The organism is Streptomyces sp. NPDC006385, from assembly GCF_040612485.1.
GTDB lineage: Bacteria > Actinomycetota > Actinomycetes > Streptomycetales > Streptomycetaceae > Streptomyces.
In genome coordinates this window covers 25,444-31,987 of sequence record NZ_JBEXQG010000086.1, presented here as the reverse complement: position 1 = coordinate 31,987, position 6,544 = coordinate 25,444, and the positions used below count along the sequence as shown (strand labels likewise).

At 71.1% G+C, this 6,544-nt stretch carries 6 protein-coding genes; 1 reads left to right on the top strand and 5 read right to left on the bottom strand.

Going from position 1 to position 6,544, the window contains the following annotated elements; all coding sequences use genetic code 11:
• Positions 1–111: 111 nt before the first annotated feature.
• The 3 genes from ABZ078_RS38630 to ABZ078_RS38620 all read right to left on the bottom strand — a co-directional run bounded on the left by ABZ078_RS38630 (position 112) and on the right by ABZ078_RS38620 (position 3,034).
• On the bottom strand, positions 112–849 hold the full coding sequence (locus ABZ078_RS38630) for a class III extradiol dioxygenase subunit B-like domain-containing protein (protein WP_356583213.1): 738 nt from the start codon (positions 847–849) through the stop codon (positions 112–114).
• A 56-nt stretch (positions 850–905) separates the two neighbouring features.
• Positions 906–2,432, bottom strand: a complete 1,527-nt coding sequence (miaB, locus tag ABZ078_RS38625; RefSeq protein ID WP_356583212.1) for a tRNA (N6-isopentenyl adenosine(37)-C2)-methylthiotransferase MiaB — start codon at positions 2,430–2,432, stop codon at positions 906–908.
• A 197-nt stretch (positions 2,433–2,629) separates the two neighbouring features.
• Positions 2,630–3,034, bottom strand: a complete 405-nt coding sequence (locus tag ABZ078_RS38620; RefSeq protein ID WP_356583211.1) for a MazG nucleotide pyrophosphohydrolase domain-containing protein — start codon at positions 3,032–3,034, stop codon at positions 2,630–2,632.
• Between the two features lie 189 nt (positions 3,035–3,223).
• Here ABZ078_RS38620 and ABZ078_RS38615 point away from each other — a divergent pair, with 189 nt between their 5' ends.
• Complete coding sequence (locus ABZ078_RS38615) at positions 3,224–4,219, top strand: TAXI family TRAP transporter solute-binding subunit (protein ID WP_356583210.1); 996 nt, start codon at positions 3,224–3,226, stop codon at positions 4,217–4,219.
• Positions 4,220–4,234: 15 nt separating this feature from the next.
• On the opposite strand, the gene ABZ078_RS38610 is transcribed toward ABZ078_RS38615, so the two are convergent.
• Together ABZ078_RS38610 and ABZ078_RS38605 are read right to left on the bottom strand one after the other, a co-directional pair.
• Positions 4,235–5,626 carry a HAMP domain-containing sensor histidine kinase gene (locus ABZ078_RS38610; RefSeq protein ID WP_356583209.1) on the bottom strand — a complete coding sequence of 464 codons (1,392 nt, stop codon included), beginning with the start codon at positions 5,624–5,626 and terminating at the stop codon, positions 4,235–4,237.
• 9 nt (positions 5,627–5,635) lie between these two features.
• The gene (locus ABZ078_RS38605) at positions 5,636–6,322 is read right to left on the bottom strand and encodes a response regulator transcription factor (RefSeq protein ID WP_356583208.1); all 687 of its coding nucleotides are present in this window, start codon (positions 6,320–6,322) and stop codon (positions 5,636–5,638) included.
• Positions 6,323–6,544 lie beyond the last annotated feature (222 nt).

The window sequence follows — 6,544 nt, the reverse complement described above, 5'->3', positions numbered from 1 at the left end:
GGCGAGGCACGCGGCCGTGGTCCACGCGGACGCCGCGGCCACGGTGATGGCGGAGTGCAGGCCGCCGTTTTCCGGCGGCCCCAAGCACGCTCAGGTCGCGACGAGAGCGCGCTACGACCAGGTGGCGACCACGTAGCCCACCCCGTACGGCGCGTCCTCGTACAGCAGGGCGCCCGCGAGTCCCGCCTCCTCGGCGGCGCCCGCGAGGACCTGCCACGGGGCTCGGCCCGAGGCCTTCAGCTCGTGCGCGAGCCCGGTGTCGAGCGCCTTGATGGCGGCCACGTCCGCCTTGCCCAGGGCACGCGCGACCGACGCGTCGAAGGGCGCCGCCCGCTCGTCGAGGTAGCCGGGAGCCTTGAGCGTGCGGCAGGCGCTGGCGTCGCCCATCACCAGCAGTGCCACCCGCTTGGCCCGGGCGGCGATGTCCCTTCCGATTTCAATACACCGCTCGGCCCCCAGAGGTTCCCCCACTCCGAGTCCCTCGATCGGGGCGTCCGACCACCCGGTCCGCTCCAGCAGCCAGGCGGCAACGGCCAGCGAGGACGGAAGCGCACGTCGCGGTTCCGCAGCCTGCCCCGCACCCTCGCCCGGGCCCTGTCCCGCGCCCAGTCGTACGTCGACGCCGACGCCGAAGCCCCGGAACGAGCCCGGCGCACCTTGGTCGTACGCCCCGTGCTCGCTCTCCTCCGCGGGCCCGACGACCACGAGCCGGTCCGGTCGGGCCGCGGCGAGGACGCCGAGCGCGTCCGTGCACGCGGTACGCGCGGCGTCCAGCTCCGGTGCGGCGCCTGCGGCGACCTCGGGCACGAGGAGGGGCGGGCACGGGCAGACTGCGGCGGCGACAAGCATGATCGGCAGCCTACTGCGACGCCCTGGACCGGCCCGGGACACATCCCGCGGGCCGGTCAGTCGACGGCACAACCCCCGGTGACCACGGGCAGCGGCTCCGGCACGCCCACCTTGGGCAGGCCGAGCATGACGCCGGCCGGCTTGGCGGCCTCGGCGGCGTTGCGCTTCTCCCAGGCGTCGCCCGCGCGCGTGCGGCGCACGTCGAGGACGGCGCCCTCGGCGAGGAGGTGGTGCGGGGCGGCGTACGTGATCTCGACGGTCACCACGTCGCCGGGGCGGACCTGCTGCTCCGGCTTGGTGAAGTGGACCAGGCGGTTGTCCGGGGCGCGGCCGGAGAGGCGGTGGGTGGTGTCGTCCTTGCGGCCCTCGCCCTCGGCGACCATCAGCTCCAGCGTCCGGCCGACCTGCTTCTTGTTCTCCTCCCAGGAGATCTTCTCCTGGAGGGCGACAAGACGCTCGTAGCGCTCCTGGACGACCTTCTTGGGGATCTGGTTCTCCATGGTGGCCGCGGGGGTGCCGGGGCGCTTGGAGTACTGGAAGGTGAACGCCTGTGCGAAGCGGGCCTCGCGCACCACGTGCAGCGTCTGCTCGAAGTCCTCCTCGGTCTCGCCGGGGAAGCCTACGATGATGTCGGTGCTGATCGCCGCGTGGGGGATGGCGGTGCGGACCTTCTCGATGATCCCGAGGTAGCGCTCCTGGCGGTAGGAGCGGCGCATCGCCTTCAGGACCGTGTCCGAGCCGGACTGGAGCGGCATGTGCAGCTGCGGCATCACGTTCGGCGTCTCGGCCATGGCGGCGATCACGTCGTCGGTGAAGTCACGCGGGTGCGGGGAGGTGAAGCGGACGCGCTCCAGGCCGTCGATCCTGCCGCAGGCCCGCAGCAGCTTGCTGAACGCCTCGCGGTCGCCGATGTCGGAGCCGTACGCGTTGACGTTCTGGCCGAGCAGCGTGATCTCGGAGACGCCCTCGGCGACCAGGGCCTCGACCTCGGCGAGGATGTCGCCGGGGCGACGGTCCTTCTCCTTGCCGCGCAGCGCCGGGACGATACAGAAGGTGCAGGTGTTGTTGCAGCCGACGGAGATGGAGACCCAGGCCGCGTACGCGCTCTCGCGCCGCGTCGGCAGCGTCGACGGGAACGCCTCCAGCGACTCGGCGATCTCGACCTGCGCCTCCTCCTGCACGCGCGCGCGTTCCAGCAGGACGGGCAGCTTGCCGATGTTGTGCGTGCCGAAGACGACGTCCACCCAGGGCGCCTTCTTCACGATGGTGTCCCGGTCCTTCTGCGCGAGGCAGCCGCCGACCGCGATCTGCATCCCGGGCCGTCTGGCCTTCTTCGGGGCGAGGTGGCCGAGGTTGCCGTACAGCTTGTTGTCGGCGTTCTCGCGGACCGCGCAGGTGTTGAAGACGACGACGTCCGCGTCGCCGTCCGAGCCCTCGGGCGCGCGGACGTAACCGGCCTCTTCGAGCAGCCCGGACAATCGCTCGGAGTCGTGGACGTTCATCTGGCACCCGTAGGTGCGCACTTCGTAGGTCTTGGATCCCTGAACGTCCACTGCGAGGCTCCGGTCACTGCTGCTGGTCATGCCCTCAAGGGTAGGCGGTCCCGGGAGGCGCCCGTCCCGGTGCGGGGATCCGGGGACGATCGCCGCACGAAGGTCGGCACGGCCTGGTGGGCGACTGCGAGGACGTGTTCGACGCCGGTCTCCCCGACTTCATCCGCAGCTGACGAAAGCGGAGGAAGCGGCGGAAGCAGAGGAAGCAGCCAAGGACCCGACCGGCGTCACTCCCCGTCAGCCGCCCATCCCTGGCGGCGCAGCACGCTCGACACGTCCGGTGCCTCGTAGTGCTCTCCCTTGAGCACCTTGCCGTCGGCCCGGCGGGCGATCTGGCCGTCGGGGCCCAGCTTGGTCATGTTGGAGCGGTGGATCTCGGCCAGGACGGCGTCGAGGTCGATCCCGTGGACCAGGGCCGTGCCGTAGGCGACATACACCACGTCCGCCAGCTCGTGCGCGAGCTTGTCGAGCGGGCCGGTGACGGAGACCTCGGCGACCTCCGCCGCCTCCTCGGCGAGCAGCTCCCCACGGTGCGCGGCGAGTTCCGGGGCGACCTCGGTCGGCGTACTGCGGGCGTCGAGCCCGAAGGCGAGGTGGAATTCACGGACCAGGTCGGCGGGGGAGGAACTCATGCGCCGACTGTAGCGGCCGGGTCCGACAACCCCGTCGGGGAGGCGTACGGCACCGGGGGCCCTCTCGGTGTCTCGGGCGCCGCTCCCGCCCAGTCATCTGCACCGGTGGCGCCGACCGCCCCCTCCCGCCCCGTCTCCTGTGACCCCTGCCCTGGTCAGCACCCCGTACCGGCTGGCAGGATCTCGCCCATGTCCAAGGCACTCACCCGCATCACCAGGCGCCGGGCCGTGCAGGGCGCGGCCGCCGGGTTCGTCGCCTTGGCGTTGCTGCTGTGGTGGCTGCTGCCCCTGGGGGAGGACCCGCCGAGCGGGACGATCACGTTCAGTACGGGCACGCGCGCGGGGGTCTACCAGGAGTACGGCGACCTTCTGCGCAAGGAGCTCGCCAAGGACATGCCCCAGCTGAAGGTGCGGCTGCTGACGAGCGCCGGGTCGCAAGAGAACGTCGAGCGGGTGGCGACCGGGCAGGCCGACTTCACGATCGCCGCCGCCGACGCCGTGGACACGTTCCGGATCGACGGCCGGCCCGTCACCGACCGGCTGCGCGGTGTCGCCCGCCTGTACGACGACTATGTCCAGCTCGTCGTCCCGCCGGACTCGGACATCCGCTCCGTCGCCGACCTGAAGGGCAAGCGGGTGGCCATAGGGCTGCCCCACTCCGGTGTGCGGCTGATCGCCACGCGGGTGCTCGAGGCGGCCGGCATCGACCCGGAGAAGGACATCACGCCCAGGTCGGACGGTATCGACACCGGCCCCAAGCGGCTGGGGCGCGAGCTCGACGCGTTCTTCTGGTCGAGCGGCGTGCCCACGGACGGGCTGGAGGACATCGCCAAGACCTCCGGGTTCCGGTTCGTGCCGATCGACACGGAGCTCGTCGCCAAGATGCACGCCCAGGGCGACGCGGCCCATTTCTACCGCGCGACCAGCATTCCGGAGTCGGCGTACCGCAAGGTCCAGAACGGCGAGGCCGTGCCGACGATCGCCGTCTCCAACCTGCTGATCACCCGCGAGGACATGGACCGCCGGCTCACCGAATGGCTCACCCGCACGGTGATCAAGAGCCGTGACCGCATCGGCGCCCACGTCCACTCCGCGCAGCTCGTCGACCTGCGCACGGCGATCTACACCGACCCGCTGCGCCTGCACCGGGGCGCCAAGGACTACTACCGCTCGGTCAAACCGTAGGAGGCCGCCGGCCCGCTAGTGGGTCGGCGCCGACCTGGGCACCGTGACCGTCACCCGCAGCCCGTGCGGCTCGTGGTGGCCGTACGAGAGGGAGCCGCCGCTCGCCGCGAGCAGCGCCCGCGAGATCGACAGACCCAGACCCGAGCCCTTGATGTTCTGGTGCCGGCCGCTGCGCCAGAAGCGGTCGCCGACGCGGGCGAGTTCCTCGTCGGTGAGGCCGGGGCCGTTGTCGGTCACCACGATCGTCGACGTGGTGCCGTTGGACGCGACGGTCACCTCGACGCGCTCGTCCTTCGGCGTGAACTTGACCGCGTTGTCGATCACCGCGTCCAGCGCGCTGGACAACGCCACCGGGTCGGTCCAGGCGGTGGTGGGCGGGCAGTCCCCCACCAGCCGTACGCCCTTGGCATCGGCGGTGGGCGCCCAGGCCGCGACGCGCTCGGCGGTCAGCGCGCCGATGTCGGTGAGCCGCAGATCGGCTTCTGTGTGCTCGGCCAGGGCGAGACCGAGCAGGTCGTCCAGGACCTGCGCCAGGCGCTTGCCCTCGGCCTGGACCGAGGCGATCTCCTCATTGCCCTCCGGTAGTTCGAAAGCGAGCAGTTCGATGCGCAGCAGCAGCGCCGCGAGGGGGTTGCGCAGCTGGTGCGAGGCGTCGGCGACGAAGGCGCGCTGCTGCTCCAGCACGTCCTCGACGTTGTCCGCCATCTCGTTGAACGACCGGGCCAGCCGTCTGAGTTCCGGCGGACCGCTGGCCACCGCGACCCGTGATTTCAGGCGCCCGCTCGCGATCAAGTGCGTCGTGGTGTCCAGTACGCGGACCGGCTTCAGCACCCAGCCGGTCAGCCTGAGCGCGGCCCCGACGGCCAGCAGCATCGCGGCCGTCAGACCGGCGCCGATGATCAGCCAGCCGTCCAGGATCCGCGAACGCATCTGCCCGGTGGGCGAGTCGGTGACGACGACCGCGACGACGTCACCGTCCCGGATGACCGGCGAGGCGATGACGAGACGCCCTCGCTGCCAGGGCCACACCTGTTTGGGGTCGTGGCTGCGCCGGCTGAGCAGCGACTCCTTGAAGGCGTCGAACACTTCGCCGGTCTTGGGCAGGGACCAGGTCGCCGGCCCGTCGGTCAGGGGCCTGCCATTGGGCAGGAAGACACCGGCGCGGATGTCGTAGACCTCGTAGTAGCTCTGGAGTTCCCGGCTCAGGACGCCCAGCTCGTCGCGCGATCCCGTCGTGGTGTCGACGGCGGGCCTCGCTATGGCCGCGAAGTACGCCGTGTCGTCGATCCGGTCGACGACCACCTTCTGCTGCTGCGCCGAGGCGAGGCTGACGGCGAGCGGTACGCCGAGGGCGAGCAGCACGGCCGCCATCAGGACGATGAGCAGCGGGAGAAGACGAGTGCGCACCCTTGCCCACTACGCGGCCGGAGCGACGAGTCGGTAGCCGACGCCGCGTACGGTCTCGATCAGTGCCGGCATGCGGAGCTTGGCGCGCAGGGACGCCACATGCACCTCAAGGGTGCGCCCTGTCCCCTCCCAACTCGTGCGCCACACCTCGCTGATGATCTGCTCACGGCGGAAGACCACGCCGGGACGCTGGGCCAGCAGGGCGAGGAGGTCGAACTCCTTACGGGTCAGCTGGACGACCGCACCGTCCACGCTGACCTGACGGGTGGGCAGCTCGATGCGCACGGCGCCCAGGCGCAGCACACCGTCGCCGCCCGCCCCGGCGTCCTCCTGGACGGTGCGCCGGCTGACGGCGTGGATCCTGGCGAGCAGCTCGCCGGTGTCGTACGGCTTCACCACATAGTCGTCGGCCCCGAGGTTGAGGCCGTGGATGCGGGAGCGGACGTCGGAGCGGGCGGTGACCATGATCACCGGGGTGCTGGTGCGCTTGCGGATCTTCCCGCAGACCTCGTAACCGTCCTGGTCGGGAAGGCCGAGGTCGAGGAGGACGACGCCGAAGCCGTTGCCCTCCGGGACGAGCGCCTGCAGAGCCTCCTCGCCGCTGCGCGCGTGCGTGACGTCGAAACCGTGCCGTGCCAGCACCGCGGACAGCGCGGCGGCGACATGGTTGTCGTCCTCGACGAGGAGCAGTCTCACCCCGGCCCCCTTCGGTTCACCGGCCGTACGGTTCTGGTGGGTACACAGTGTGTGCAGGCTCGCATGCACGCGCGCCCGCACGCACGCACCATGGCAGTCACGCTGATGGACGAGGACGCCGTCAAGTGGGTTCCGGTTGCTCGCGGCTTCCGTTATCCACCCGGTACGCGTCCAGGCCACAAGTGCTACGACACGTGTCCGATTGCTATCGGATCGTGATGC